The sequence below is a fragment of the Acinetobacter sp. M5A5_2a genome (assembly GCF_053345265.1).
Genome location: NZ_JBKEZV010000009.1, coordinates 239,438 through 264,961, shown reverse-complemented (window position 1 = coordinate 264,961; position 25,524 = coordinate 239,438). Strand labels below are relative to the sequence as shown.

29 protein-coding genes are annotated in these 25,524 nt (G+C 40.1%); 14 read left to right on the top strand and 15 right to left on the bottom strand.

Going from position 1 to position 25,524, the window contains the following annotated elements:
- The first annotated feature begins 103 nt into the window (after positions 1–103).
- Positions 104–1,291, top strand: a complete 1,188-nt coding sequence (locus ACLBWE_RS13365; protein WP_447603435.1) for an MFS transporter — start codon at positions 104–106, stop codon at positions 1,289–1,291.
- A gap of 7 nt (positions 1,292–1,298) precedes the next feature.
- Here ACLBWE_RS13365 and ACLBWE_RS13360 read toward each other — a convergent pair whose 3' ends face one another.
- Entirely contained in the window at positions 1,299–1,892 is a 594-nt protein-coding gene (locus ACLBWE_RS13360) for a GNAT family N-acetyltransferase (RefSeq protein ID WP_005047594.1), read from the bottom strand.
- Positions 1,893–1,934: 42 nt separating this feature from the next.
- Entirely contained in the window at positions 1,935–2,570 is a 636-nt protein-coding gene (locus ACLBWE_RS13355) for an FMN-binding negative transcriptional regulator (protein WP_447603433.1), read from the bottom strand.
- A 115-nt stretch (positions 2,571–2,685) separates the two neighbouring features.
- Between ACLBWE_RS13355 and pdxR the strand changes: the two genes are divergently transcribed.
- The gene (gene pdxR / locus ACLBWE_RS13350) at positions 2,686–4,179 is read left to right on the top strand and encodes a MocR-like pyridoxine biosynthesis transcription factor PdxR (protein ID WP_447603431.1); all 1,494 of its coding nucleotides are present in this window, start codon (positions 2,686–2,688) and stop codon (positions 4,177–4,179) included.
- 7 nt (positions 4,180–4,186) lie between these two features.
- Here the strand turns inward: pdxR and ACLBWE_RS13345 are convergent, their stop codons facing one another.
- Positions 4,187–4,876: an LrgB family protein gene (locus ACLBWE_RS13345; protein ID WP_130172798.1), complete on the bottom strand. Its 690-nt coding sequence runs from the start codon at positions 4,874–4,876 to the stop codon at positions 4,187–4,189.
- A 13-nt stretch (positions 4,877–4,889) separates the two neighbouring features.
- Positions 4,890–5,321, bottom strand: coding sequence for a CidA/LrgA family protein (locus tag ACLBWE_RS13340; protein WP_447603428.1), 432 nt, complete (start codon positions 5,319–5,321; stop codon positions 4,890–4,892).
- Positions 5,322–5,431: 110 nt separating this feature from the next.
- On the opposite strand from ACLBWE_RS13340, the gene ACLBWE_RS13335 reads away from it, so the two are divergent.
- The 3 genes from ACLBWE_RS13335 (at position 5,432) to yghU (ending at position 7,964) form a co-directional block, all read left to right on the top strand.
- A complete protein-coding gene (locus ACLBWE_RS13335) occupies positions 5,432–6,337 on the top strand; it encodes a LysR family transcriptional regulator (protein WP_447603426.1) in 906 nt (301 codons plus the stop codon).
- A 118-nt stretch (positions 6,338–6,455) separates the two neighbouring features.
- Positions 6,456–7,082, top strand: a complete 627-nt coding sequence (gene yfcF / locus ACLBWE_RS13330) for a glutathione transferase (RefSeq protein ID WP_447603424.1) — start codon at positions 6,456–6,458, stop codon at positions 7,080–7,082.
- A gap of 33 nt (positions 7,083–7,115) precedes the next feature.
- Entirely contained in the window at positions 7,116–7,964 is an 849-nt protein-coding gene (yghU, locus tag ACLBWE_RS13325) for a glutathione-dependent disulfide-bond oxidoreductase (RefSeq protein ID WP_447603422.1), read from the top strand.
- Positions 7,965–8,031: 67 nt separating this feature from the next.
- Here the strand turns inward: yghU and ACLBWE_RS13320 are convergent, their stop codons facing one another.
- Positions 8,032–8,439, bottom strand: a complete 408-nt coding sequence (locus tag ACLBWE_RS13320) for a DUF2000 family protein (RefSeq protein WP_447603420.1) — start codon at positions 8,437–8,439, stop codon at positions 8,032–8,034.
- A 155-nt stretch (positions 8,440–8,594) separates the two neighbouring features.
- Here ACLBWE_RS13320 and ACLBWE_RS13315 point away from each other — a divergent pair, with 155 nt between their 5' ends.
- Positions 8,595–9,197 carry a LysE family translocator gene (locus tag ACLBWE_RS13315; RefSeq protein WP_447603418.1) on the top strand — a complete coding sequence of 201 codons (603 nt, stop codon included), beginning with the start codon at positions 8,595–8,597 and terminating at the stop codon, positions 9,195–9,197.
- Between the two features lie 47 nt (positions 9,198–9,244).
- Here the strand turns inward: ACLBWE_RS13315 and ACLBWE_RS13310 are convergent, their stop codons facing one another.
- Entirely contained in the window at positions 9,245–10,063 is an 819-nt protein-coding gene (locus ACLBWE_RS13310; protein ID WP_427962080.1) for an AraC family transcriptional regulator, read from the bottom strand.
- Positions 10,064–10,402: 339 nt separating this feature from the next.
- Here ACLBWE_RS13310 and ACLBWE_RS13305 point away from each other — a divergent pair, with 339 nt between their 5' ends.
- The 4 genes from ACLBWE_RS13305 to ACLBWE_RS13290 all read left to right on the top strand — a co-directional run bounded on the left by ACLBWE_RS13305 (position 10,403) and on the right by ACLBWE_RS13290 (position 14,993).
- The gene (locus ACLBWE_RS13305) at positions 10,403–10,912 is read left to right on the top strand and encodes a rhodanese-like domain-containing protein (protein WP_004642463.1); all 510 of its coding nucleotides are present in this window, start codon (positions 10,403–10,405) and stop codon (positions 10,910–10,912) included.
- A gap of 18 nt (positions 10,913–10,930) precedes the next feature.
- Positions 10,931–11,872 carry a serine O-acetyltransferase EpsC gene (gene epsC / locus ACLBWE_RS13300; RefSeq protein WP_080026793.1) on the top strand — a complete coding sequence of 314 codons (942 nt, stop codon included), beginning with the start codon at positions 10,931–10,933 and terminating at the stop codon, positions 11,870–11,872.
- Between the two features lie 252 nt (positions 11,873–12,124).
- Positions 12,125–13,057, top strand: coding sequence for a family 2A encapsulin nanocompartment shell protein (locus ACLBWE_RS13295; RefSeq protein ID WP_004642462.1), 933 nt, complete (start codon positions 12,125–12,127; stop codon positions 13,055–13,057).
- Positions 13,032–14,993, top strand: a complete 1,962-nt coding sequence (locus tag ACLBWE_RS13290; RefSeq protein WP_447603414.1) for a family 2A encapsulin nanocompartment cargo protein cysteine desulfurase — start codon at positions 13,032–13,034, stop codon at positions 14,991–14,993. Before ACLBWE_RS13295 ends, ACLBWE_RS13290 begins: the two co-directional genes overlap by 26 nt.
- Positions 14,994–15,389: 396 nt before the next feature.
- On the opposite strand, the gene ACLBWE_RS13285 is transcribed toward ACLBWE_RS13290, so the two are convergent.
- Together ACLBWE_RS13285 and ACLBWE_RS13280 are read right to left on the bottom strand one after the other, a co-directional pair.
- Complete coding sequence (locus ACLBWE_RS13285) at positions 15,390–16,028, bottom strand: LysE family translocator (protein WP_447603412.1); 639 nt, start codon at positions 16,026–16,028, stop codon at positions 15,390–15,392.
- On the bottom strand, positions 16,029–16,670 hold the full coding sequence (locus ACLBWE_RS13280; RefSeq protein WP_447603410.1) for an alanyl-tRNA editing protein: 642 nt from the start codon (positions 16,668–16,670) through the stop codon (positions 16,029–16,031).
- A gap of 90 nt (positions 16,671–16,760) precedes the next feature.
- Here ACLBWE_RS13280 and ACLBWE_RS13275 point away from each other — a divergent pair, with 90 nt between their 5' ends.
- A complete protein-coding gene (locus ACLBWE_RS13275) occupies positions 16,761–17,696 on the top strand; it encodes a LysR family transcriptional regulator (protein ID WP_205469440.1) in 936 nt (311 codons plus the stop codon).
- Positions 17,697–17,942: 246 nt separating this feature from the next.
- On the opposite strand, the gene ACLBWE_RS13270 is transcribed toward ACLBWE_RS13275, so the two are convergent.
- The 5 genes from ACLBWE_RS13270 to ACLBWE_RS13250 all read right to left on the bottom strand — a co-directional run bounded on the left by ACLBWE_RS13270 (position 17,943) and on the right by ACLBWE_RS13250 (position 21,832).
- Positions 17,943–18,809, bottom strand: a complete 867-nt coding sequence (locus ACLBWE_RS13270; RefSeq protein WP_086398872.1) for a cysteine ABC transporter substrate-binding protein — start codon at positions 18,807–18,809, stop codon at positions 17,943–17,945.
- Positions 18,810–18,891: 82 nt separating this feature from the next.
- Complete coding sequence (locus tag ACLBWE_RS13265; RefSeq protein ID WP_003651209.1) at positions 18,892–19,752, bottom strand: transporter substrate-binding domain-containing protein; 861 nt, start codon at positions 19,750–19,752, stop codon at positions 18,892–18,894.
- 31 nt (positions 19,753–19,783) lie between these two features.
- The gene (locus ACLBWE_RS13260) at positions 19,784–20,515 is read right to left on the bottom strand and encodes an amino acid ABC transporter ATP-binding protein (protein ID WP_198496019.1); all 732 of its coding nucleotides are present in this window, start codon (positions 20,513–20,515) and stop codon (positions 19,784–19,786) included.
- Between the two features lie 2 nt (positions 20,516–20,517).
- Positions 20,518–21,183 carry an amino acid ABC transporter permease gene (locus ACLBWE_RS13255; protein WP_198496020.1) on the bottom strand — a complete coding sequence of 222 codons (666 nt, stop codon included), beginning with the start codon at positions 21,181–21,183 and terminating at the stop codon, positions 20,518–20,520.
- A complete protein-coding gene (locus ACLBWE_RS13250) occupies positions 21,173–21,832 on the bottom strand; it encodes an amino acid ABC transporter permease (RefSeq protein ID WP_002114214.1) in 660 nt (219 codons plus the stop codon). Before ACLBWE_RS13250 ends, ACLBWE_RS13255 begins: the two co-directional genes overlap by 11 nt.
- Positions 21,833–21,896: 64 nt before the next feature.
- Between ACLBWE_RS13250 and ACLBWE_RS13245 the strand changes: the two genes are divergently transcribed.
- Positions 21,897–22,010, top strand: a complete 114-nt coding sequence (locus ACLBWE_RS13245) for a hypothetical protein (protein WP_080547582.1) — start codon at positions 21,897–21,899, stop codon at positions 22,008–22,010.
- Between the two features lie 107 nt (positions 22,011–22,117).
- Here ACLBWE_RS13245 and ACLBWE_RS13240 read toward each other — a convergent pair whose 3' ends face one another.
- Positions 22,118–22,402: a GNAT family N-acetyltransferase gene (locus tag ACLBWE_RS13240; protein WP_004642449.1), complete on the bottom strand. Its 285-nt coding sequence runs from the start codon at positions 22,400–22,402 to the stop codon at positions 22,118–22,120.
- A 261-nt stretch (positions 22,403–22,663) separates the two neighbouring features.
- Between ACLBWE_RS13240 and ACLBWE_RS13235 the strand changes: the two genes are divergently transcribed.
- Positions 22,664–23,869 carry an MFS transporter gene (locus ACLBWE_RS13235; RefSeq protein WP_447603405.1) on the top strand — a complete coding sequence of 402 codons (1,206 nt, stop codon included), beginning with the start codon at positions 22,664–22,666 and terminating at the stop codon, positions 23,867–23,869.
- On the opposite strand, the gene ACLBWE_RS13230 is transcribed toward ACLBWE_RS13235, so the two are convergent.
- Positions 23,847–24,737, bottom strand: a complete 891-nt coding sequence (locus ACLBWE_RS13230) for a LysR family transcriptional regulator (RefSeq protein ID WP_231763620.1) — start codon at positions 24,735–24,737, stop codon at positions 23,847–23,849. The genes ACLBWE_RS13235 and ACLBWE_RS13230 overlap by 23 nt on opposite strands.
- Before the next feature lie 285 nt (positions 24,738–25,022).
- Between ACLBWE_RS13230 and ACLBWE_RS13225 the strand changes: the two genes are divergently transcribed.
- A complete protein-coding gene (locus ACLBWE_RS13225; protein ID WP_447603403.1) occupies positions 25,023–25,499 on the top strand; it encodes a cyclophilin-like fold protein in 477 nt (158 codons plus the stop codon).
- Positions 25,500–25,524 lie beyond the last annotated feature (25 nt).

Genomic DNA, 25,524 nt, shown 5'->3' with positions numbered 1-25,524 from the left:
CAAAAACGCCTCAACATTTTCAAGCTGGACTGTTGATACTTCCCTATATAAAAACCTAAAACATCCAGACTCATCAATTAATACTTATAATTAAAGGCTCTTTATGCTTCAAAATACCATGCATCGCCAAGTTCTAATTTTGGCGAGCTCCCAGTCACTTTTTCAAACAATATCAGTGATCGTCATGACCATTGGTGGTTTGGCTGGGGCTAATATTGCAAATACTCCTACGCTTGCAACTTTACCGATTGCATCTATGTTTTTGGGTACGGCTTTAATGATGTTTCCTGCCTCAATGCTCATGGCGCATGTAGGACGACGTAACGGTTTTTTATTCGGCGCCTCTTTAGGCGTGCTTGGTGGCATTATTGCCTCAATTGGCATCTTTTATAGCTCACTACTGCTTCTTGCATTAGGCACGCTATGTGTTGGAGCATATCAATCTTTTGCTCAGTTTTATCGTTTTGCTGCCAGTGAAGTTGCAAATGATGCTTTCCGTTCACGTGCTATTTCTTGGGTTATGGCAGGCGGAATTGTTGCTGCACTCATTGGCCCAACTTTGGCACGTTTTGGTGGTCATTTATTCCAACATTTAGAATATATCGGTTCATTTTTAATTATCAGCATCATCTCACTCGTGGCAATGGGTATTTTATCCAGCTTAAATATTGCTCATACAGTTGAACAAAAATCTGACTTTACTGCTGGTCGACCATGGCAAGAGATTGTATTTAAACCTACCTATTTAGTTGCTTTGTTTGGGGCGGTAACAGGCTATGGCATCATGATTTTAGGTATGACCGCCACACCGATCGCCATGCGACACTCACATCATGAACTTGGATCGATTACGACAGTCATTCAACTGCATGTACTCGGTATGTTCTTGCCTTCATTCTTTACTGGAAATTTAATCGCCCGATTTGGTGTACTTAAAATCATGTTTGCAGGTCTTGTGTTATTTGCTTGCTACATTGGTTTTGCCCTCTCTGGTATTCAGTTCGAATCTTTTGCTATATCTCTAATTTTATTAGGCGTGGGATGGAACTTTTTATTTATTGGCAGTACTTCTTTACTAACAGGAACGTATACGCCAGTTGAAAAAGCCAAGGCCCAAGCCATTAACGACATGACTGTTTTTATTGTCGGCTTAATCTGTTCTTTTAGCGCAGGTGCGTTACTCGACTTAGTTGGCTGGAAAGCAATGAATATGGCTTTAATACCGTGGTTAGTCATTGCAGCAGTTTCTCTTTTCTGGCTAAGCCCAAAAAGAGAAAAGCAGCCTGTTTAAATGATTTCTAACGCGGTTTGCTTAACAGCCATTCCAAGTTTTGACGAACCGCAGGCCATTCATGTTTTAAAATGCTATAAACATGAGTGTCCCGTAAAATATCATCTTTGACAATTTGATGGCTTCTGAGCACGCCATCGAGCTTTGCACCTAAACGTACAATTGCGGCTTGGCTTTGCACATTTAAAGAAGATGTTCGTAACTCAACCGCAATGCAGTCTAAAGACTCAAATGCATGAGCCAACAATAGTTTTTTACACTCAGTGTTCACAGGCGTGCGCTGTGCAGATTTACGATACCAAGTCGAACCAATCTCTGCACGGCGATGAGCTGCTTCAATATGCATTAAGGTCGTCATACCCACCGCTTGCCCTGTTTTTCGGTCTTCAATATAAAATGGCAACATGCTTCCAGATTGTTGCAAACCAAGACGTCTTTCAATTTCAGCAGTCATCTGTTCAGGTCTTGGAACACGGGTATACCAAAGGTTGTAGAGCTCACCATCGCAAACTGCTTCTGCGAGCGATTCAGCTTGAGTTACATCTAGCGGCTTTAAAATAACGTGTTCGCCTACCAACTCAACAGGTGTAGTCCAAGACATGTTTTTCTCCTTAATGAATACTAAAATTTTATATTTTCAAAACTATTTGTTTAACTCAGCCACACTGTACATAGCATCCGCTATAGTTTTATGACCAGATTTCGCTAGACCATCCGCCGCACCTAAAATATCTCGACGATCTTTGTTTTGCCCAAGTTTTGATTTTCCTTGAAGCTTGGTAATTTCAATTTCTATACCGACAATAGCTTTTAGCATGGGTTCTAGATAGTCTTTTGGCGCATCAGACATTTTCCATGGTTCAGGTTGAGATGCTTCATGTGTACGGGTTAAACGAGCCACAACACCTCGAACATAACGCTCATCATCTCGAATCGTCACTTTGCCATAAGCATGTACAACTCTATAGTTCCATGTTGGAACTTGTTTGTGCTGTTCATGTTTGGATGGATACCAGTTTGGAGAAATATAAGCATCACCCGCCTGAAACACGACTAGCACTTCATCTCCATTTTTAACGTCCTGCCAGACAGGATTAATTCTAGATACATGCGCATGCAACATCCCAAAGTTCCCTTTATTTGTCTGTAACTCAAACGGAAGATGATTTGCATCTAAACCATTGTTCCCATGACTAAAAAGCACACCAAACGGATGCTCCAAAATAAGAGAATGCAATACGTCCAAACGGTTTTCTGCAAAATCATCAGGGATATACATGGCTAAGAACCTCGTTGTAAATATCAGGGTTATTTATATTTTGTGTTGTAAATTTTCTGGTTTATGTGGTTTATTAAAAAGAACCACTTTGTATTTTTTTAAGTAGACCAGAATTATGGCAAGAATGGCAAAAGTTGTTGAACTTCCGTCTATTGCAAAGATTGATAAAAGCCAAGGAAAGATTAGTGCTCAATTGACCCAAGCCTTACGCGAAGCTGTGCAAAGTGGCGATTTGCAACCGGGAGACCCTTTGCCATCTTCCCGAGAACTGGCTCAAACCCTTGAGGTCGCTCGCGGAACCATCATTGAAGCTTACGACCAGCTTTTGGCAGAAGGTGTTTTTGATTCTCAAGCAAGAACTGGAACTTATGTATCTCATGCGTTGGTTAAAACACCTACGCCGCAACATATTCAAAAAGAATCGATTAAACCAAGCTCAATACCTTTGACCAAATCTGCTCTTTCTTATGCCCAAGTGCTCAAGGAATTTAAACCACTTCCCCATGTTCCATTTGCTGTATCTGTACCCATTGGCCGCACTCAACCGAGTGATATTTGGCGTAAGTTTGGTAATAAATTTAGATCACGCGGCGCAGGTGCACCTTCGGGATATGGCGAACCGCAAGGTGTCTTATCACTAAGAATTGCTATTGCAGACTATGTACGTCGTTCACGCTCTGTACACTGCGAACCTGAACAAATCGTGATTACACCTGGCATTCAACAAGCACTTTATATTTGCAGCCAGATCTTATTTGAAGCCAAAGATGAGGTCTGGATTGAAGATCCAGCTTATCGTGGGACCACAGCTATTTTTGAGCATACCGTACAAAGCATTGGTATGGTGCGTGTTCCAGTTGATGAAGAAGGTATTCAGGTTGAAGCTGGAATTAAACTGTCTCCAAATGCCCGTGCAGCTTTTGTAACCCCTTCTCATCAATATCCACTTGGCATGCCTATGAGCTTGGCAAGACGTACTGCATTATTGGCTTGGGCCAAGCAGCAAAATGCATGGATCATTGAAGATGACTATGACAGTGAACTCCGCTATAACGGTCAGCCCTTTCCATCTTTACAAGGCATGGCACCCGATCAGGTGATTTATCTCGGAACGTTTAGCAAGGTTCTATTTCCATCTCTTAGACTTGGCTATGCAGTGTTACCTAAGGAACTGGTGGCACCTTTTTGTGGACTCAGGGTGTTAATTGATAGACACCCACCTACAGCCGACCAACATGTTTTGGCTGCTTTTATTCAAGAAGGCTATTTAGAGCGGCATATTCGACGTATTCGGAATGTTTACTCAGAAGTTCGAGAGCACATTATTGGTTTAATTGAAAAATACATACCTCAAGAGCTGGCTTGGTTACAACCGGGCGATCAAGGCATGCATATGGTGTTATGGCTTGCTCAACACATTAATGACGTTGAAGTTGCAAGCACGGCAGTCAATGCAGGCATTGCGATTAAGGCAATTTCACCGACATTTTCAAAAGAACAGCAACGTTCAGGTTTAATTGTTGGCTTGGGTGACTTTGAACCCGAACTGATGAGACAAGCCATAAAAGAACTATCAAAAATCATTCAACAACATGACAAGCCAACGTAGACAAAACCTACAACAGCAACCATAGATGAATGGCAAACGGGCCAATCAGCACCATTAAAATACCTGCAATGACCATGGTTAAACTTGCAATCACGCCCTCTTCACTATTGCGCTGCTGAGCTCTAACTGTACCAAAACCGTGGGCTGCGTTCCCAAAGGCAGCTCCATTTGCCACATTAGAACGAATTTTAGTAATCGCTAAAATTGCATCGCCACAAATCATTCCGACTAAACCAGTAATAACGGTAAATAATGAAACCAAAGCCGCCGAACCATGAATATCTTCAGCTAAAATCATGGCAAATGGTGTTGAAATCGAACGTGCCATCAAACTATTGGTGACTTCGGGACTAAAATGGAACCACTGTGCCATTTCATAGGCAGACATCACACCCACACTCATTCCCACAATAATCGCGATAGATAAAACACCTAAGTTTTTACGGATTGTTTCCCGATAACGATAAATCGGTACAGCAAACGCGACCGTAGCTGGACCTAATAAATTAACAATCCACTGCGTATCTTCTGAATAAGTTTGATATGAAATGCCAAAAATCGTCATCAAAATGATGGTGAGTACAGGCACACTAATCGCGGGTGACAACCAAAGTTTTGGATGCTTTTGATAGATTTTCTTTGCCACAACATAAGCTACCAAAGTCCAGATCAGACAAAGAATTGACCAGATATTCATGTCATTTTTCTCTTTAGCTATGCTTATGTTGAAGACGTTTTCGAGCCTGTAAATAAGCTTTCAAACGATTGTAATAATGAATGGTCAAGCACGTACTGAGCATGACTGAAATTGTCCCAACTGCAATGCTCAAGACAATTTGCCAACCTTCAGTCATAAACAAGGTTTTATACTGAACTACGGCAACCACCACAGGCACAAAAAATAGTAACAGCTCACCTAAAACAACAGTTGCTCCCATTGCCACCTGATCCATTTTGATAATTTTAAAGAACAAGCATAAAAGCAATAAAAACATACCTAAAATGCCTGCCGAGACAGGTACACCAAGTTTTTGATGTAAGAGATATCCAACCCACCAAAATCCGGCCAAAATCAGAATTTGTTTACCTAAAACTAAAAATGAAGGTTGTGTGGGTGTTCCAGAAGCAGATTCAGTACTCATTTTGCGAAATTAAATGGTTAACTACACCATTATGCTATCTTGGTTAAACCTGCTAAATATGAATTATTCATGTTAATATTATTCCAAAATGGAATAATCTATTCTTCACTATGCTCTCTTTAAAATCATTACAGTGTTTCGTTACCTTGGTAAAAACAAAAAGCTTTACCCGTACCGCTGAAGAGTTGTATTTGACTCAACCCACCATTAGTAAAATCTTACAACAGCTTGAAGAGCAGCTTCAGGTACAGCTTTTAGTTAAACCGGATCATGGACGCAAAAGACAAATTGAATTAACTGCAATTGGAGAGCGTATTTATCAACATGCGATTGAACTTCTTCAGGCAGAACAGAACATATTTCTTGAAATTGAAAACTATCAACAATTAAAAACAGGTACTTTAAAACTTGGCGTACCGCCTTTAGGTTCGCAGCTCCTAACAACTGCACTGTTTGATTATCATCAACAATGGCCAGATATTGAATTGGCTTTTATGGAGGTTGGTTCGCGTGGTATTGAACAAGCTTTGCTCAACAACGAACTAGACGTTGGCGTTTTATTACAGCCCTTTGATGAGCAAATCTTTAATAGCATTGAGTTATGTAATTACCCTTTAATGGTTCTTTTACGTCGCGATGCGACTTGGGCAACTCGCAAAAAAATAAATCTAGAAGAACTACAACATCAGTCGTTTTTAATGTTTCCAGAAAACTTCTCTCTAAATAGTATTATTCTCGATGCTTGTAAACAGCGTGGATTCTATCCAACTATCGCTTGTCGTACCAGTCAATGGCACCTCTTGGCAGATATGGTTTTACAACGTATGGGAATTGCGCTTCTCCCTCAATACTATACCGACATGCTGGACCCTACTTTATTTGCAGCAATACCGCTTGAAAAACCAAATATTCAATGGCACTTAGTCATGGCTTGGAAAAAGAATCTTCCTGTCTCACCAGCGGTACAAGCGTGGCTGAGCATTGTTCGTCAGCATTTTCAGCACATTAAACCCTAATGAACAATGAAATTGCTTAATTCAAAAACCGATAAAGCTTTTCCACAAAAAAGCTACCCAATCTTTAACTCTCTCACTTAGACTAGATCCCATCTGTTTTATGACATGGACAATAACAATGAATAATGAACATTTTAAGCTGTACACAGATTCACAATTTCTAAGTCCCTATGCATTTACAGTTTTTGTAGGGCTACATGAAAAACAAATTCCATTTGAAATAGCGACCATCAACTTAGGCCAACAAGACCAGTTTGAGAAATCTTTTGTAGAAAAGTCATTAACAGCCAAAGTCCCTGTACTTGAACACAATGATTTTGCTCTATCAGAATCATCTGCCATTTTGGAATATTTAGAAGAGCTCTATCCAGACACACCAATTTATCCAACAGATATTCAGGCTCGGGCAAGAGCAAGACAAATTCAGGCATGGCTCCGATCAGATTTAGTGGCATTAAGAACTGAACGTCCAACTGATGTTATTTTTATTGAACCCACATCTACCCTACTTTCAGAAGAAGGTCAAAAGGCAGCCGAGAAACTGTTTTTTGTTGCAGAAAAACTTCTAGCGCCTCATGCCGAATTTCTTTTTGGTTCATGGAGCATTGTGGATGCTGAACTCGCACTGATGTTACAACGTCTCATCCAAAATGGTGATGCTGTACCAGAACGTTTAAAGAACTATGCATTACAGCAATGGCAACGTCCGACCGTACAAAAATGGCTTGCCTTGCGACATAAATAAATCCTTATATTTACACCAAACATGAGATAAAAAATGAGTGATTCAAACTATATTCCTCCACAAGTTTGGCAATGGACTGGAGAAAAAACCGATTTAAACCAACCTACTTCAGGCTCTCGCTACGAACATACTCTGCCCGTCGGAAAACACCCGCTCCAACTCTATTCTTTAGCAACACCTAATGGTCAGAAAGTCACTATTTTGCTAGAAGAGCTTTTAGCATTAGGGCATCAAGATGCTGAATATGATGCTTGGCTCATTAAAATTGGTGAAGGCCAGCAATTTGGCAGTGGCTTTGTAGAAGTTAACCCTAACTCTAAAATTCCAGCATTGGTTGACCATAGTCAGAATCCTCCGCTACGCGTTTTCGAGTCTGGCTCAATTTTGCTTTATTTAGCTGAAAAGTTTAAAGCTTTCATTCCGACCGATATTGCTGCGCGTACCGAATGTCTCAATTGGTTATTCTGGCAAATGGGCAGCGCGCCATATTTAGGTGGTGGTTTTGGACATTTTTATGCCTATGCGCCCGTTAAAATTGAATATGCGGTTAACCGCTTTGCTCTGGAAACAAAACGCTTACTTGATGTGTTAGATCAGCATCTAGCAAAAAATGAATATTTGGCAGGTTCTGAATATACTATCGCTGACATTGCTGCTTTCCCTTGGTATGGTGGTCTAGTTAAAAACTGGGTTTATAACGGCGCCGAGTTTTTAGGTGTTGATGAATATAAACATGTAAAACGTTGGGCAGATACGATTTTAGCGCGCCCTGCGGTTCAACGCGGGCGTATGGTGAACCGTACTTTTGGTGATTTAGAAACACAGTTGCATGAACGTCATGATGCCAGCGATTTTGAGACCAAGACTCAAGATAAAGTTTAATCATCATTTTTAAACAAAACCCACTTTTGCTCAAAAAGTGGGTTTTATCATTCTTCCAATAAAAATCTTATTGATGCAAAGAAAGTCCCTTAATTGCTTTATCAACTGCCTTTTTAGGTCCTCTTAACGCCACTCCGACCAAATTTAATTGATTCGCATCGTCAGCCAAAAAAATCGCCCGATTATCCTCATCATTTCCTGTAGAAAACATGGCATGTACATAGGGAATTATCGTTAAATCTTGCTCAATTGCTTTTCGATGCGCTTTTTGCAATCCAGATAAATCCCCCTCAAATACCAACATCGGCTGCCCTAACATGTTGCCATACTCATAGCCATTCGCATCGATATAAGGTTTACCCAACATTTCAGGTACAGCCGACGCAACTCCCGTTGCCAAAAAAGCCACAACATTTAGCCTTTGCCAAGTCGCAAGATCATTACGGACAATCAATGCAATTTTTGTGTCAAACATAAACCTCTATCCTGAATCATTTATCTCAAGTTAGTCATCATGCCTAATCCCGATTTTTCTCGTCTTGTACGTTTGTGCAAGCGCAATCACAAACGTACAAGACCCTAAATTTACGAGTCAGTATGCTGAGTTGTTTTTGATTCAGTAGATGCGTTATGGAAATCTTTCTTTATACCTTAAGTGTGATGTATAGCCCTGGCCCAGTAAATTTCATGGGTTTGAATTCGGGACTTACAGGACAGTTCAAAAAAACCATTTATTTTTTTATGGGTGTCGGCTGTGCGATGCTGATGTTATTCATGATTTTTGGATATGCAGGTGCGGTTATCATTCCACAAAATGCCCTGCACTATATTGCCTTGCTCGGCGCATGTTATACATTTTATCTTGCGTTTCAGATGTTAAAGGCAGATATCGACATTAATGATGAAGCCACTGAAATTCAGACACTTTCTTTCTGGAATGGCTTTTGGATACAAACATTAAATCCAAAAGGGATTTTGGTTATTTTGCCTGTTACAACGATTATGTACCCAACAGCGCACACTACTGGCATTCAAATCTTCTTGGTATCGTTGCTCATTTCGATTGGTGCAGCAGGCGCACCCTGTCTTTATTCGTGGGCTGGTGCAGTGTTAGGCAAAAAAATTAAAAATAAAATTTGGTTTAATCGCTTAAATAAAACCATGGCAATGATGCTAATCATTTCTGGCATATTTATGCTTTACGATTTCTTGAAAGGTATAAATCTAATTTAAGATAAAGTTTATGTCAGTCTAAACAGGCTGACTTTTAAATAACCTGTTTAGGAAGATAACTTGTTGATCATCCGCCATCTGGCTGGAGTCAATCCAAATGCTTTTAGAAAATGACGAGTCATGTGGCTCTGATCAAAAAATCCGGCAATTAAGGAAGCTTGAGTCAATGACTCTCCATACATTAGACAAGACTTCACAACCTCCAACCTACGCATGGTCATATATCGATGTGGACTTGTACCAAATAGCAGTCGAAAGTCGCGTGAAAGACTCCAACGGTCACGCCCAATATTTTTTTCAATATCATCTAAAGAAATATTCTCAAATAAAGATGCATGTATAAACTCTCTGGCACGTTCCGCTGCGACATAGTCATAAGAATGAGAAGTTCGCTGTTTTTTATCTGAAATTTCGTAAAGAGTCGTGGCTAAATCATATAAAGCATCTTGCTTTTCTAAAGGGTCGATATGCTGGTCTATCCCTTGTAATAGAACATCTGTTGCCTTAAATAAACGGGGGTCCTGACTTAAGCCATTTTCAAAAAATGGTAAAGGCTTACCCTTCATAATTTCCTGTAGGGTTGCAGGCTCTACGTACACCATCCGATATCTAAAACCATCTCGTGTACCTGACTCTCCATCATGTTTTTCATCAGGATGTAACACCATGGTCATTCCTGGCAAGCTATGTTTCATCTCGCCACGATAATGAAAACTTTGAACACCAGTTAATGTTCGACCAATTGCAAATGTATCATGGCGATGCGACTCATAAGCATGATTATTAAAAAATGCTTCGATTCGCTCCAGACTATTTGGATCGGAATTTCTGACAATCCAATCATTTGCATTGGGCAGTTCAATCACATCGTCACCAAAATCTTATATTTCTAAACACCATTGAGTATACAAGTTATGGCTTAGACGCTAAGCATTTATTTTACGAAGCAACCAGTTGTTCGCTTTAGCGGTGGGTGCTCTTATTGTTTAATATGATGTGACATTAAACAACGAGTTTATTTAATTTTTATACTTATCTAATTTTAATAATAGTTAATAAGATTAATTAATAATATTTCTAAAAAATCCCCACATGCTCTATTTATAAAAAAATATATATAAATAGATATTCGTTATTTCTGCTTATATTCAAATCAGCGTAAATTCAACAATAACAATCTAGATAGAAGATAAAGGATACTTTTAATGAATGCCAAATTAAATACAGAAAACCGTTCTGGTTTTATTTCATCGGGTTCAAATACATCCTTGTCAAATGAAGAGATTCTTTCTAAAGCACAACAATATGCCCAAGACCATGAGCTTAATTTTAGTGGAAGTTTATCACCCACTGATGCATGGCATCTCGTACAACAAGGACAGGCAGTTTTAGTTGATGTACGCACTAACGAAGAACGAAAATTTGTAGGATATGTTCCTGAAAGTATTCATGTTGCATGGGCAACAGGCACCTCTTTCAATCGTAATCCACGTTTTTTAAAAGAACTCGAAACCAAGACGGGTAAAGATAAAACCATTCTTTTGTTATGTCGTAGCGGAAACCGCTCAGCATTAGCAGCCGAAGCCGCATTTAATGCGGGTTTTGAGCACATTTATAACGTTCTTGAAGGCTTCGAAGGTGACTTAGATGATCAACAGCAGCGTAATCAAAAAAACGGCTGGCGTATTCATCAACTCCCTTGGCAACAAGACTAAAACTTCAACACATTTTCAGTGAATCAAGGAAAGCTTGTGACTCAATGGAACATTAATGCTGTTGTACAGGGTTTACAACAAGCAAGGCATGACTGGCGTCAGCAACAGCACAGAATCAAAGAATTTGGGGGCCGTGAACTTCCATCTAAAGAAGCTTTGAAAGCTATTTTAGATGACCTTTGCGGGATTTTATTTCCAATGCGTTTAGGCCCTGCCGACTTACGTCAGGAAACTGAAGATTCTTATATTGCCTATACTTTAAATCGGGTACTCACAGCCTTACATGCTCAAGTACAACTGGCTTTAAATTATGAGGCAAAGCGTCATTTGGGTCATTCAAGCACAGCCCAACAGCCACAAGAGCTTGCTCAAAACATTGTTCAAGATTTTGCTAATACCTTGCCTTCTATACGTCGTCTTTTAGATGGCGATGTGCGTGCAGCCTACGAAGGTGATCCGGCGGCACATAGTGTGGATGAGGTACTACTCTGCTATCCGGGCATATTTGCGATTATTCATCACCGAATTGCGCATCAGTTATATGCCCAAGTACCTCTGCTGTCTCGCATTATTTCTGAGTTAGCCCACTCTGCAACGGGAATTGATATTCATCCGGGTGCACAAATCGGTAAAGGATTTTTTATCGATCATGGGACTGGCGTAGTGATTGGTGAAACCAGTGTCATTGGGGAACGTGTCCGTATTTATCAGGCAGTAACGCTTGGAGCAAAACGCTTTGAAACCAATGATGATGGTGCTTTGAAAAAAGATTATACACGCCATCCAATTGTTGAAGATGATGTCGTGATCTATGCAGGTGCCACTATTTTAGGCCGTATTACGATTGGTCGAGGGTCCATTATTGGGGGAAATGTCTGGCTTACACATAGTATTGCCGCCGGTAGCCAGATTTTACAGTCACCAAATGAGTCTTATCAAAAAAATCATATTCCCGGTTAAAAACTATAGATGTGAAATAAATAGATAAGGAGACAAATAAATAGTAAGAGCTGAATTAAATTAATTTAATGCTTATTTCTCATTTAAATATATTTTTATTTTAAAGATAGATTTTTAATTAATAAGCCACCTATTCAAAGTTTATAAAACCTTTTTATTTTTTTAAAACCAGAACTAATTCTAGTTTATAGCAATACTAGAGTTTTTAATTTTTTGATTTTACCAAGCCACTGTAATAAGGAAAAATGATTCATGGCGAAAAATACTGATAAAGCCCAACTTGCGCTTGGGGACCATGCGGCCCGCCAACTGGCCAATGCAACCAAGACAGCTCCTCAACTTTCTACGATTACTCCCCGATGGCTGACTCACTTACTTCAATGGCTTCCAGTTGAAGCAGGTATTTATCGCCTAAACCGTGTAAATAATACCGATGATATTCAAGTGGCTTGCACACAACGTGATGAAGCAACTTTACCCCAAACTTTTGTTGATTATGACCCAGAGCCACGCGAATACTTTTTGAATGGTGTATCGACTGTTCTGGATGTACATACACGTGTTGCTGACCTTTACAGCAGCCCCCACGATCAAATTAAGGAACAGCTACGTTTAACGATTGAAACCATTAAAGAACGTCAAGAAAGTGAGCTCATCAATAACCCTGAATATGGCTTATTGGCGAGTGTGACAGATGACCAACGTATACCAACTTTAAATGGCCCACCAACTCCAGATGATTTAGATGATTTATTACGTAAAGTCTGGAAAGAACCAGGATTTTTCCTAGCACATCCAGATGCAATTGCAGCATTTGGCCGTGAATGTACACGTCGTGGCGTACCGCCTCCAACAGTGAGTTTATTCGGTTCGCAATTTATTACATGGCGCGGGATTCCCCTCATTCCATCTAATAAAATTCCGGTAGAAGATGGCAAAACTAAAATCTTGCTGCTTCGTGTCGGTGAAAAGCGTCAAGGGATTGTTGGTTTGTTCCAACCGGGTCTTGCTGGTGAACAGTCACCGGGGCTTTCAGTACGTTTTATGGGCATTAACCGTAACGCGATTGCATCTTACCTAATCTCTTTATATTGCTCGCTTGCAGTATTGACTGATGATGCTTTAGCAGTATTAGATGATGTGGAGGTGGACAAATATCATGACTACCCAGTTAACTACAAGTAATCTGCAAGGTAGTCCAACGGGGCCTGAAGTGACTGGTGTTAACCCACCAGCCAACTTCCCTGATGAGTCCACCATTGCTCGTCTTGCTAATGAGTTTTTTTCAGCATTGCCAAGCTCAAGCAGTTCAGCTTCTCCATCGGGCCTTAACTTGGACTTACCTGTCGGAGCGCCACCGCACCCACCGCAACCGGGTGAACCATTTTCTGCACTCAGTGGTCGTGCGCCCAATATCGCCTTTCAGAAAAGTCTTAATCCGGAATATCCTGAGCATATTCCTAATTTGCCAGACTACCCTGAACGTCGAATTGTAGCGTCTGCGCCTGTAGTTGGTGGTGCAAATTTACCTCGTCCGCCATTTGAACCACATTTGCCACAAGCGGTACATCATGAGCCTAATGTGCCACGTATTGAACCAAACTTACCGACGGGTGCTGGTGAATCACCTTATTATTTTTTAAATGATTTTTCTGCTCCAAATACAGAAGAACCGTCTGTTAAAGGTGTTGAAGATAATTATTCAATTGCGCAGTCTTTTCAGTTGCCCCATGGCGACCAGCTAAAATCATTGCTCGTTGAAGATCGTTTCGCAGCTGATACCCCAGCAAAAACCTCACCAAGCTCTGGATTTTATTTCTTAGAATTACCACAAAGTGGGCAAAGTTATAGTCACTATCAACCATCTCAACCTACCTTTGTAGCAAGCAGTGCTCAGCCCTTAGATGTGCATGCCATTCGTCGTGATTTTCCAATTTTGCAGGAACGCGTCAACGGTCGACCTCTAATCTGGTTGGATAATGCTGCCACTACACAAAAACCGCAGCGTGTGATTGACCGGATTGCTTATTTTTATCAGCATGAAAACTCAAATATTCACCGCGCTGCACATGAGTTAGCGGCTCGTGCAACCGATGCCTATGAGCATGCAAGAAATGTAGTTGCCCGATTTATTGGTGCACCCTCTTCCAAAGAAATTATCTTTGTTCGAGGAACAACCGAAGGCATTAACCTGATTGCAAAAACATGGGGTGAGCAAAATATTGGTGAAGGTGATGAAATTATCGTTTCTCACTTAGAACACCATGCCAATATTGTACCTTGGTATCAACTCACTAAAAAAACTGGAGCAAAATTACGAGTCATTCCTGTGGATGACACGGGTCAGATTATTTTAGAAGAGTTGCCAAAACTGATTAATGAACGCACTAAACTGCTGTCGATTACTCAAGTTTCGAATGCTTTGGGAACAGTTACCCCTGTTGCTGAAGTCATTAAAATTGCGCATGCCAAAGGTGTACGTGTTTTAGTTGATGGCGCGCAATCTGTTTCGCATATCCCTACCGATGTACAAGCTCTCGATGCAGACTTTTTTGTGTTTTCTGGACATAAAGTGTTTGGGCCGACGGGTATTGGTGCGGTCTATGCAAAACCAGAGTTGCTAGAAAGCATGCCTGTTTGGGAAGGCGGCGGTAACATGATTCAGGATGTTACCTTCGAACAAGTAGTTTACCAACCTGCACCAAACAAGTTTGAAGCTGGAACTGGAAACATTGCCGATGCTGTTGGTTTAGGTGCTGCACTTGAATATGTAGAAAGTCTAGGTATTCATAACATTGCTCGCTATGAACATGATTTACTTGAATATGGTCAAAATGCGCTTAGCAGTGTGTCTGGTTTACGTTTGATTGGAACTGCACATCACAAAGCCAGTGTTATGTCCTTTACCTTACAAGGCTATTCGACTGAACAGGTCGGTAAGGCTTTAAACCAACATGGCATTGCTGTACGTTCAGGTCACCATTGTGCACAGCCAATTTTACGTCGTTTTGGTGTGGAACAAACTGTGCGCCCGTCTTTAGCTTTTTATAATACGACTGAAGAAATTGATTTATTGGTGTCTGTTTTACACCAGTTAACACGTAACAAGCGTAGTGTTTAAATCTATTTTGGAAAAAAGACTGCTTTCGAGCGGTCTTTTTTATAAATTATTTACTGAAACTTCTTGAGCTCAACTTCATATATAGGAACAAGTCAAAGTAGCTATCACAGCGGAGTCTTGTTATTTTAATTTCGATTCCTAGATTAACCTTCGGCTCGTGCTAAGAGTCATCTACAGCCTGCCCGTAATTTATAAAAATAATGTTTTCGCAACATTTCCTGATAGATGAAAACAGTTAACAGGTTCTGTAGATGACAAAGTTTTTTGGTTACTTTTTCCAAAAAAAGTAACAGAATTAGCTACTTTCTATTGGTGTATAAACGATAAGACTCCGCCTTGAACAATATAAGCAATCTAAAATCGTACTTCTGCAACCCCACTAAATACTCTCGGCAATTAAACAAACAATCCCCAAATCAATCTCAATGCAATTCCAATTAACAACAGCCCCATCACCCTCTCAAAATAAACCCCAAACTCCAAAAATCGTTTACGTACTATTGGATGAGCAAACATTACACTCACCACCATAAACCAGATCGCATTAACCATACACATCCAAATGCCATAAAAGATCTGAACTTTCATGGGGGTTGTTACACTCACAATAGTTGTAAAAATTGCCAGAAAAAAGATCGTGGCTTTAGGATTCAGCGCATTAGTTAAAAAGCCCATCGTAAAGGCTTTAAACAAACTCGGAGTGTCATTGTCTACTTGGTCATTAATCTCAATATTAGTATTCGGCTGACTACGCAAACACTGCCATCCTAAATAAAGCAAATAAGCTGCTCCCGCTATTCTGATGAGTGACATGAGCCATTCGCTTTGTTGAATCAAAAAGCCAATGCCAACAAGCGTATAAAACACATGAACCGAAATTCCAACACCAATACCAATCGCAGTCAGACATCCAATTAAGTAGCCATAACGTACACTTTGTCTTACCGTAACCACAAAATCTGGTCCCGGTAAAATCACTGCCAAAAAGTGAATGAGTGCCAGTGTTAAAAACTCATGCCCATACAACTGCCACATTTATTCAGCCTCCTTGGCAACGCTATAGCTAACACTGAGCTTTCCTTTCTTAATCTGATAAGACTGAATTTCTATAAAACCAATATCCCCCAATGCTGCAACATGAGTCCCGCCACATGGAAATGCAGAAAACTCACCAAAACCGATTTCACGAAAACCATCTGCATGTTGCTGAAGATTGGCTGGTAAATTAGCCTGAATATATTGTAAACAGTGCTGTTCAAGCATTTGAGCATCTAACTGCTGAGCTGTATCCAAAGCAATAAACTGAACTCGTGCATCATGTGGCCAGTGTTGTGCTTTTACAGCTTGCCAGCCAAATAGATGCATTACATGTCCAAGCAAATGCCCTGCTGAATGTAAGCGGCTATGATAACGACGTACTGCTTCATCCACTTGTGCGAAAGCCACTCCCAACTCAACAGGTTGTGTACAGTAATGAATGATTTCCCCTTGTTCAATCGCCACATGCACTACATCAACTTCTGCGATTTTGCCCGTATCACTCGGTTGACCGCCACCTTGAGGATGAAATGGGGTTACCGATAAATGCACTGCAAAACGCCCATCTTCACAAGGATTACACGCTAGAACTTCAACCTCAGCGGCAAGAGCACCTGTTAAATACAATGCTTGCGTCATACTTTTCTACATACACGTTAAGATGAAAAAGATTGTATTGCGATTTCTTAAACGCGATAATCCACTCTAAATCCAAATAACTTTTGCCTCATGAGCACAAATCAAAGTTTAGTTCTTTTAAATGAAATGGCGACTTTCGTTAAAGTGGTCGAGTCAGGGAGTTTTTCTGAAACGGCTCGACAACTCGGTACTACACCCTCTGCGATAAGCCGTGCGATTGCTCGCTTAGAACGTGCTTTAGGAACCCGCTTACTTTATCGAACCACACGAAAGCTTCGCTTGAGTGAAAGTGGTCAACAAGTCTATCAACGTTGTTTAGATATGGTCAATGCGGCACAGGCAGTGATGGAAAGTTCGGGCCAATTTCATGTCGAACCGCAAGGAATCATTCGCCTGAGTGTTCCAAAAGCCGTTGGACATTTTATGATCCATCCACATTTACCTGAGTTTTTAGAACGCTACCCAAAAATTGATATTCAAATGCTTTTAGAAGACCGTTACGTTGACTTAATTGATGATGAAGTTGATTTAGCGCTTCGAATTACCGAGCAACCCTCTGGCGGCTTAATGGGACGAAAACTCATTGATATCGATCACTTGATTTGTGCTACTCCTGAATATTTAGAAAAACATGGCATACCAACCCATCCTCATGACTTAAAACAGCATGAATGTATCTATTTGGGTGAACAAATCAGTGATTCAAAATGGAAATTTCAACAAGGGAATAAGTCGATTAGTGTTGCCGTGCGGGGCCGCTATGCTGCAAATCATACTGGTGTTCGTTTAAGCGCAGCCCTACAGCATTTAGGAGTAGCCAGCTTACCCTACTTTGTTGCGCGCCATGCTTTACAACAACAGACTTTGGTTCAAGTTTTACCCGACTGGGATTTTAAGACCTATTACAGTGGAGGCTTGTGGTTACTCTATCCGCCAACACGCCATGTACCACCGAAATTAAGTGTGTTTATTCAATATTTGGCAGATAAATTGGCAGCCGAGCCGACTTTATTTAAATTAAAGTAATATAAAGTCAAGGAATTAGCACGATGGAATCCAACCTTTTAACCTCTAAAGCAATCAGCTAATTCTGTTACTTTTTTTGGAAAAAGTAACCAAAAAACTTTCGCATCTACAGAACCTGCCCCCTGTTTACATCTATAAAAATATTGCAAACACATTATCTTTATAAATTATGGGCAGGCTGTAGATGAATTCTAGCTCAAGCAAATACTATCTATAGTCCTAGTCATTAAGGGCTATGGGGTACGACTACTCAACCAATAAATCTTTTGGATTAATCGTATCGCCATAGACTGGTTTTAAAGTTTTTTCATAGGCCTGATGAATTACGCCTTCTTTTGCCAATTTCTCTAAATCTTGATTCAACCAGTCCAATAGCTCTTTATCACCCTTTTTCACTGCCGGTGCGATTAAGTCCTGCTCACCTAAACTTGTGATGCCTACTGTGTAATTTGGATTTTCTTTAGCCCAAGCTAAAACCAGCAAGTTGTCATGTGCTAAAGCAGCTCCACGGCCATCTTTTAAAGCATCAAAGGTTTCAGTGTTTTGCTCATATTTTTGCAGTTTAATTTCAGGATGAGTCTTAGTGAAGAATGAATCAGCCGTAGTGCCTTTGTTCACCAACAAAGTTTTGTCTTTGAGTTGAGCAATATCTGTAATTGGATGAGTTTTAGGAGACACCACACCCAAAGCAACTTTTAAATAAGGTTTAGCAAAATCGACTACTTCTTTACGTTCTGGTGTAACCGTAAAGTTGGCAAAAATAATATCCACTTTATTTGCTTTTAAATATTCGACACGATTTGCAGCTTCAGTTAAAACAAACTCTACCTTGTTTTCATCACCCAACAAGTCTTTAGCAACATGCTTGGCAATCTCTACATCGAAGCCCTGATTTTTACCTTGAGCATCTAAATATCCAAACGGCGGTTTATCGCTAAATACACCAATACGCACGACACCATTCTTTTTAATCTGCTCAATACTCGACACAGTTTGAGTGCTGTCAGCTGTTTTTTCATTAGATTGCGTGCCTTTATCACATGCAACCAAACCTAAACTCAGCAAAGATGCAGCGAGGACATGCTTTATATTTTGTAAAGTTAGTGTTGTCATTATTTCACCCTATCGTTCTTGTAAAAGTCTTATTTAAAATCACAGTGCCTACTTTTAGACACTGCTCCAGCGATATCGAAAATTATTGGCCTACATCTAAAAACACATTAGGATTAACCGATTCACCATAAATTGGTTTTAAGGTTTCATCATAAATTTTCTTAATTTCACCGCTTGTTCTTAGCTGCTTAATTTCAGTATTGAGCCAATTCAATAATTGGGTATTACCCTTTTTAACTGCTGGTGCAATAAACTCTTGATCACCAATAGACTGGATACCCGCCACATAACTTGGATTCTTCGCAGCCCACGCCAAAGCATAAGTACTATCTTGTGAAATTGCGTCACCACGACCATCAGTCAAGGCTTTGAACGCATCCGAATTTCTTTCAAACTTCAGTAAATTCACTTTCGGATAGTGCTTAGTAAAATAGGTATCTGAACTGGTGCCTTTATTTACAATTAACGTTTTACCTTCTAATTGAGCAATGTCAGTAATTGGTTTGGCTTTAGGAGAGACAATACCGAAAGCACCTTTTAAATAAGGCTCGGCAAAATCTACAACCTCCTTACGTTCAGGCGTTACTGTAAATGTCGCAAATACAACATCGGCACGGTTTGATTTTAAAAACTCCACCCGATTTGAAGCCTCAGTCACAATAAACTCAACTTTTTTTTCATCGCCAAGCAGATCTTTAGTAACTCGTTTTGCTAAGGCCACATCAAAGCCCTGATTATTGCCAGCACTGTCTACATAACCAAACGGCGGATCATCAGCAAAAACGGCAACTCGCAACACCCCATTTTTTTTGACTTGCTCTAAAGACTGGTCTTCTTGAGTATTACTTGCTTGCTCAGTTGATGGCGTTTTACTACATGCCGTTAATAACACCCCAGCAACAGCAATACTGCTTAATATTTTTATTGAATTACGTTTAAACATTCACTTCCTCATGATTCAAATAATAAAAGACTTAATACGACAAAATATTTAAAAAGGTTTTAGCTCGTTCTGTTTTCGGCTGTTCAAAAAAATCTTCAGGTGGCGCCTGTTCAATAATTTTGCCCTTATCCATAAAAATAATGCGGTCAGCAACCTTACGGGCAAAGGACATTTCATGAGTCACAATCAACATGGTCATCCCCTCATTGGCTAGTTTCAAAACTACATCAAGCACTTCTCTGACCATTTCTGGGTCAAGTGCGGCTGTAATTTCATCGAGCAAAATGACTTTAGGTTGCATGACCAGTGAACGGACAATGGCTATACGCTGCTTTTGTCCACCAGAAAGTTGTCGCGGATAATCGAGTTTTCGTTCAAAGAGTCCTACTCGCTTTAACAACTCATCTGCAACTTGTTCAGCTTCATCACGGCGGCGTTTTTGCACTTTGAGTGGCCCGAGCAAAATATTGTCAATCACATTCATATGCCCAAACAGCTCATAGTTCTGAAAAACCATGCCAATTTTTTGACGAGCATTAGTCCAGTCAACATCTTTACCCAAAACACCTGAACCAGTTAAACGGATTTCACCACCCTGAATCGGTTCTAAGCCATTAATGCAGCGCAGTAAGGTACTTTTACCACAGCCCGATGGCCCTAAAATAACAACCACCTCTCCTTGTTCTACATCCAGATCAATACCTTGTAAAATATGACTTTGTGCAAATGATTTCTGTAATTGTTGTATCGATAACAAAGGCATAATTACTCCCAGACCTTTTCTAAATGTGCCGCCAAACGAGATAAGGGATAGCAAATCAGAAAATACAAAATAAAAATAAAGCCATAAATCCAAAGCGAGGCGCTCGGCACAGTCAGCAGCGAATTTTCAATAATTTGCTGGCCCACCTTTATGACCTCAACAACACCAATTAGTACTGCTAAAGAGCTGGTTTTCACCATTCGGGTAAATAAATTAATTGCGCCTGGTGTTACACGTTTTAGACTTTGCGGAAAAATGACATAGACCAATGCTTGAACATGAGTCAGTCCGAGCGCATAGGCCGAATCGCGTTGATGTTGATCGATCGAGGTTATGGCTGCACGGACCAAATCGCCCATTTCAGCCGTGCCCCACAAAACAAACACCACAACACACACCCACATCGCAGAAAACTGCCAGTTAAACCATGTCGCAAAGCCGAAATAAAAAACAAAAAGCAAAACTAAAATTGGAATGATTCGAATCGCTTCTAAATAAACACGGCACAGTGCTTTAATTACTATGTTTTTAGAAGTCATAATGACACCTAAAATCGTGCCTAAAATCGCAGAGAAAAATACTGAAATAAAAGCAATTTTTGCGGTTGCCCAGAGTCCCCACATTAAACGTTCGAGATGACTCGCCTGAAATAAATAATCAAGTTCCATGGCTCACCTTCCGACTTCTGTGTTCCAGATAACTGGTTAAAATAGACACGGGCAATAAAATAATCAGATAAGCCATGATTAATAAAAACAAAGCTTCCGTAGTTTTATAGTCCATGCCAATTAAGTCTTTGGTGACAAAAAGCAGCTCAACGACAGCAATCGCACTTACAACAGAACTTTCTTTAATGAGAAATAAACAATTTGCTCCAATTGCTGGAATTGAAATAGCAAGCGCTTGAGGAAAAATGACATATCTAAAAATTTGAATCGGTTGCAGACCAATACTTTTTGCAGAGTCAATCTGCCCTTTTGCAACAGATTGTAGACCCGCTCGAAAAGCTTCCGCCATATAGCTTCCACCTAAAAAGGTCAGTCCGATCACACCACAGGCAAAACCATCGATTTTGATACCAAGTTTGGGCAAACCGTAATACAAAAAGAATAGTTGAATTAATAAAGGGGTATTTCGAGATAACTCAATATAGAACTGGGCAATTCTATTTAGTACCCGCACGCGATATGTGATTAAAATGCTGCAAATCAGCCCTACAATAATGGCCAGAATAATGCTGATAATTGAAATTTTCAGCGTGGTCAAAGTTGCAGAGAAAAATTGCGGCAACACACTATGGATATACTGCCAGTTCAAGGAAAATTCCAAAAAATAATATTAAAACGTTATAAATATTTAGCTTTAATCAGCGATCAAATATTTGTGTACCGAGTTTATTTTTTTCCCAATTGGTCTAAAACTATTTTTATTAGATAAGCTTTTCTATAAGTTTGATAAATTCGATTTGGCAATCGAAAGCATTCAAATCAGTTGAATACAACCGCTTAAAACATGTTCATCTCAGTCCATATATAATAAAAACCAATAAAAAAAATCGGACACCAACGCCCGATTTTCATGAAACAACTTCCAGTCTATTGCTTATTTTCTAAGGACATCGCCAATGCTTGGATCTTTATCAAATACCGATTTTGCATAAGGGCAAAGCGGAATCACTTTCACATCTTTTTCGCGAACAAAAGCAACTAAAGCATCAAGTAATTGGCGACCTACGCCTTGTCCCCGATAATTTTCATTCACATCTGTGGCATCAATAATCAGCATGCCTTCGCCTGCCCATGTATAAGTCATTTCACCTGCAACGGTTTCACCATCAAGTAAACTAAAGCTACCGTGTTTTGTATCATCTTTTTGTTGAATATTCACAATAAATTCCTCTTCTTACGACTCATATTTATTTAAAAATGACTTTGTATATCTTGAACTATAAGAACAAATCTAAGTGTAAAAAAATAGCCTGTTTTTAGCAGCGAGTCTGTATGCTTTTTAAAGACAATTCATGCATAAAACTCATAATTCTATTCGTAATTCTAGGCCTAATCCTTTCAAACCCTTGCTGATAAGCTCTGCAACCAGATTTGTTCATTTCTTTTATGAACATTTAACGGTTTTAAAGTCGGAACTTTTATGTCTTCTTTCCATCAAATTGAGCAAGATACACATGAGAATAGCACACCTGCATGGGGTGCTGTATTTGTAATGTCACTATGCTGTGCAGTATTAATTGCCTCAGAATTCATGCCCGTAAGTTTACTCACACCAATCTCTTCAGATTTAAATATGAGTGAAGGCCAAGTCGGTCAGGCAATCGCAATTTCAGGCATTTTTGCTGTGGTAACCAGCTTAACTATTAGCCGTGTATTTAAGACATGGGATCGCCGTCATATCATGCTGTTACTTACCCTACTCATGATCATTTCTGGCATGCTTATTACATTTGCTCACTCTGCTGCTTTATTCATGGTGGGTCGTGCAATTTTAGGTGTAGTGATTGGTGGTTTTTGGGCCATGTCGACTTCGATTGTGATGAGACTTGTACCTCCTTTAGCTGTACCCAAAGCACTCGGTCTATTAAATGGCGGCAATGCTTTAGCCACCACAATAGCCGCACCTTTAGGAAGTTTTCTAGGTTCAATCATTGGCTGGCGTGGTGCGTTCTTCTGTATCGTTCCTATCGCGATTATTGCGCTTGTATGGCAATTTAAAAGTATGCCCGCTCTTCCAGCAGTTATGTCTGTTGAAAAGTCACAAAATCCATTTGGACTACTGAAACGTCCGATTGTGTTTTATGGCATGACAGGGATTTTATTGCTATTTATGGGGCAATTTGCGCTATTTACCTACTTACGCCCATTTCTAGAAACCGTCAGTCATGTCGATGCGGCCATGTTATCCATTTTATTACTCATATTAGGTATCGCAGGTTTAGTTGGCACATTCGTGATTAGTTTTATTCTTCATCAACATGTCTATCGCTACCTCATCCTTATTCCTTTAATGATGGCAAGCATTGCTTATGCCTTCGTGCTTGGTGGTCAGCACTTGTGGTTGGTCGCAATATTAATGGGATTATGGGGATTCATTGGAACTTCGGCGCCTGTCGCATGGAACACATGGCTTGCACAAACGTTGCATCAAGATACTGAGGTTGGTGGCGGTTTGATGGTGGCGATTATCCAATTTGCAATTACTTTAGGTGCAACTTTGGGAGGCTTGCTATATGACTCACAAGGCTATAGTGCTACGTTTTATATGAGCGCCATCGTGTTGTTATTCGGTGCTATTACTGCTTTTATTACTTGGCGAAGTGCTACTCACGCAACACATCAATAACCAACCTTAATGCAGGCGAAAGCTGTCTACGATGTGGATAGTACAGGTGGTATCCCGGAAACTGGATACTGTACTCTTCCAATACCTGAACAAGTTTGCCTTGATCGAGATCTTGTTGGATCAGCTCTTGCGGAATGTAAGCCAATCCAAATCCCGCTCTAACTGCCTCGACAATATCGTAGCTTTCATTAAATATCCATTGTCCTTGGATTTTGATTTTTGTTTCTTGTCCATCCTTCAAAAATTCCCATGCATACACACTGCCTTGGGTCGTTAAACGAAAGCCAATACATTGATGATTAACCAGATCTTTGGGGGTTGTGGGGATCCCATATTTCTCAAAATATTGTGGCGTTGCAATCACCGCCATTTTGACATCTGCGCTAATACGTACCGCAATCATGCCATCTGCTACACGACTTCCAAAGCGAACTCCTGCATCAAATCGCTCTGCAACAATATCCACCATACCGCTATTCGCCGCTAGCTCAACTTGTACGTCAGGATAATCACCAGCAATCTTTTCAAGTTTTGGAATCAGCACTTCCCGTATCGCATGGCTACTGGCATTAATACGAACCGTACCAGCGGGCTGATCCCGAAATGATGTTAAAAGCGATAATTCATTATCAATCTGGTCAAAGCTGGCGCTAATGGTTTGCTTTAACCTTTCACCCGCGGCTGTCGGCGAAACGCTTCGTGTGGTTCGGGTCAGTAGCAACATGCCTAAGCGCTCTTCTAAACCGCGAATGGTATGGCTTAGCGCAGACTGCGAAATTCCCATTTTTCCTGCGGCCTTCGTAAAACTCCCTTCTCGAGCCACCATTAAAAAAGCATAAAGATCATTATAGTTTTCTTTGTTTATCATCTGCTTTTGTCTCTTTTCACGGTTTAATTTAATTATAAATGATAAAACTATTTATGAATATTGCTCATAAGTCCATGTTTGTTTTTTAGGCTAATTATTATAAAGAAGATTCATTAAAATCGATATCAAGCAGTAAGTATCAAGATTTAGATGAGCTCAAGCATAAAAAGTGCCTGATTTTATTATTATCAAAAATTAATAAATTCAGCTCATACCTTTACGCTAGAAATTGAATAACTTCACTGTATTTAAGTGCATTCTCTTAAAGAAATGAGGTTCTTCGATATGGCTAATCAGAAGTTTTTTCTCGCTTTACTCAGCATCTTTTTCTCGTTTTCAGCCATATCTATCTCTTATGCAACAAGGCCTACGGGCAACAATCAACAAAGGTTATCGATGATGAAAATCCGTATTGATATTGAGGGGTCAAAGCAACCACTATTTGCAACATTACCCATGACACCGACTGTTCAAGATTTTGCCAAGCAGCTTCCGTTGACATTAACCCTTAAAGATTATGACTCTACTGAAAAAATAGCCGACCTACCCATCAAGCTAACTACACAGAATGCACCCAAAGGCTATGCAGGAAAAGCTGGTGATCTTACCTATTACGCCCCTTGGGGTAATCTGGCTTTTTTCTATAAAGACTCAACTGTTGGGTACGCAAATGGTCTTATTTTGCTTGGGAAACTTGAGGCTATTCCCCAAGAGTTCAAGCAAAAACAACCCATCAAAATTTCAATTTCCCAAATGAAATAAGCATGAGCAAATTCACCCATTCAAA

Excerpts from the sequence above, each read along its gene's own strand:
- ACLBWE_RS13355 (WP_447603433.1), bottom strand. The coding sequence starts at position 2,570 with ATGTATATCCCTGATGATTTTGCAGAAAACCGTTTGGACGTATTGCAT.
- ACLBWE_RS13285 (WP_447603412.1), bottom strand. The coding sequence starts at position 16,028 with ATGTGGCAGTTGTATGGGCATGAGTTTTTAACACTGGCACTCATTCAC.
- ACLBWE_RS13305 (WP_004642463.1), top strand. The coding sequence starts at position 10,403 with ATGAATGCCAAATTAAATACAGAAAACCGTTCTGGTTTTATTTCATCG.
- ACLBWE_RS13235 (WP_447603405.1), top strand. The coding sequence starts at position 22,664 with ATGTCTTCTTTCCATCAAATTGAGCAAGATACACATGAGAATAGCACA.
- ACLBWE_RS13340 (WP_447603428.1), bottom strand. The coding sequence starts at position 5,321 with ATGAGTACTGAATCTGCTTCTGGAACACCCACACAACCTTCATTTTTA.
- ACLBWE_RS13255 (WP_198496020.1), bottom strand. The coding sequence starts at position 21,183 with ATGGAACTTGATTATTTATTTCAGGCGAGTCATCTCGAACGTTTAATG.
- pdxR (WP_447603431.1), top strand. The coding sequence starts at position 2,686 with ATGGCAAGAATGGCAAAAGTTGTTGAACTTCCGTCTATTGCAAAGATT.
- ACLBWE_RS13335 (WP_447603426.1), top strand. The coding sequence starts at position 5,432 with ATGCTCTCTTTAAAATCATTACAGTGTTTCGTTACCTTGGTAAAAACA.
- yfcF (WP_447603424.1), top strand. The coding sequence starts at position 6,456 with ATGAATAATGAACATTTTAAGCTGTACACAGATTCACAATTTCTAAGT.
- ACLBWE_RS13320 (WP_447603420.1), bottom strand. The coding sequence starts at position 8,439 with ATGTTTGACACAAAAATTGCATTGATTGTCCGTAATGATCTTGCGACT.
- ACLBWE_RS13295 (WP_004642462.1), top strand. The coding sequence starts at position 12,125 with ATGGCGAAAAATACTGATAAAGCCCAACTTGCGCTTGGGGACCATGCG.
- ACLBWE_RS13365 (WP_447603435.1), top strand. The coding sequence starts at position 104 with ATGCTTCAAAATACCATGCATCGCCAAGTTCTAATTTTGGCGAGCTCC.
- ACLBWE_RS13290 (WP_447603414.1), top strand. The coding sequence starts at position 13,032 with ATGACTACCCAGTTAACTACAAGTAATCTGCAAGGTAGTCCAACGGGG.
- ACLBWE_RS13275 (WP_205469440.1), top strand. The coding sequence starts at position 16,761 with ATGAGCACAAATCAAAGTTTAGTTCTTTTAAATGAAATGGCGACTTTC.
- ACLBWE_RS13225 (WP_447603403.1), top strand. The coding sequence starts at position 25,023 with ATGGCTAATCAGAAGTTTTTTCTCGCTTTACTCAGCATCTTTTTCTCG.
- ACLBWE_RS13345 (WP_130172798.1), bottom strand. The coding sequence starts at position 4,876 with ATGAATATCTGGTCAATTCTTTGTCTGATCTGGACTTTGGTAGCTTAT.
- ACLBWE_RS13270 (WP_086398872.1), bottom strand. The coding sequence starts at position 18,809 with ATGACAACACTAACTTTACAAAATATAAAGCATGTCCTCGCTGCATCT.
- ACLBWE_RS13280 (WP_447603410.1), bottom strand. The coding sequence starts at position 16,670 with ATGACGCAAGCATTGTATTTAACAGGTGCTCTTGCCGCTGAGGTTGAA.
- yghU (WP_447603422.1), top strand. The coding sequence starts at position 7,116 with ATGAGTGATTCAAACTATATTCCTCCACAAGTTTGGCAATGGACTGGA.
- ACLBWE_RS13260 (WP_198496019.1), bottom strand. The coding sequence starts at position 20,515 with ATGCCTTTGTTATCGATACAACAATTACAGAAATCATTTGCACAAAGT.
- ACLBWE_RS13360 (WP_005047594.1), bottom strand. The coding sequence starts at position 1,892 with ATGTCTTGGACTACACCTGTTGAGTTGGTAGGCGAACACGTTATTTTA.
- ACLBWE_RS13315 (WP_447603418.1), top strand. The coding sequence starts at position 8,595 with ATGGAAATCTTTCTTTATACCTTAAGTGTGATGTATAGCCCTGGCCCA.
- ACLBWE_RS13265 (WP_003651209.1), bottom strand. The coding sequence starts at position 19,752 with ATGTTTAAACGTAATTCAATAAAAATATTAAGCAGTATTGCTGTTGCT.
- ACLBWE_RS13230 (WP_231763620.1), bottom strand. The coding sequence starts at position 24,737 with ATGATAAACAAAGAAAACTATAATGATCTTTATGCTTTTTTAATGGTG.